The sequence below is a fragment of the Pseudoalteromonas sp. CR1 genome (assembly GCF_019392235.1).
In the GTDB taxonomy this organism is placed as follows: Bacteria; Pseudomonadota; Gammaproteobacteria; order Enterobacterales; family Alteromonadaceae; genus Pseudoalteromonas.
In genome coordinates this window covers 1-271 of record NZ_JAHXRM010000250.1, presented here as the reverse complement: position 1 = coordinate 271, position 271 = coordinate 1, and the positions used below count along the sequence as shown (strand labels likewise).

General features: G+C 62.4%; 1 protein-coding gene. It reads right to left on the bottom strand.

What is annotated here, in order from left to right:
• Positions 1 to 271 (bottom strand): ArsB/NhaD family transporter (locus tag KZZ04_RS19300; protein WP_257903693.1); only part of this gene is annotated, 271 nt, incomplete at both ends.

The window sequence follows — 271 nt, the reverse complement described above, 5'->3', positions numbered from 1 at the left end:
CGGCATATTCATTGAAACCGATCTTGAAGTAATCGGCCGAAACGATGTTCACCAGGTTCGATACCACCAACGGCAAGCTCGCCGTGTCGGCGATAAACCCGGCGCCCATGACGAATGCCAGGGTCGCCGCCGGGGAAAAGCGCAGCGCCAGCAGCATCGACATCACGATGGGGGTCAGGATCAGCGCCGCGCCGTCGTTGGCAAAGAGTGCCGAGACCAGTGCGCCGAGCAGCACCATGTAGGCGAACAGCCGTCGACCACGCCCACGGCC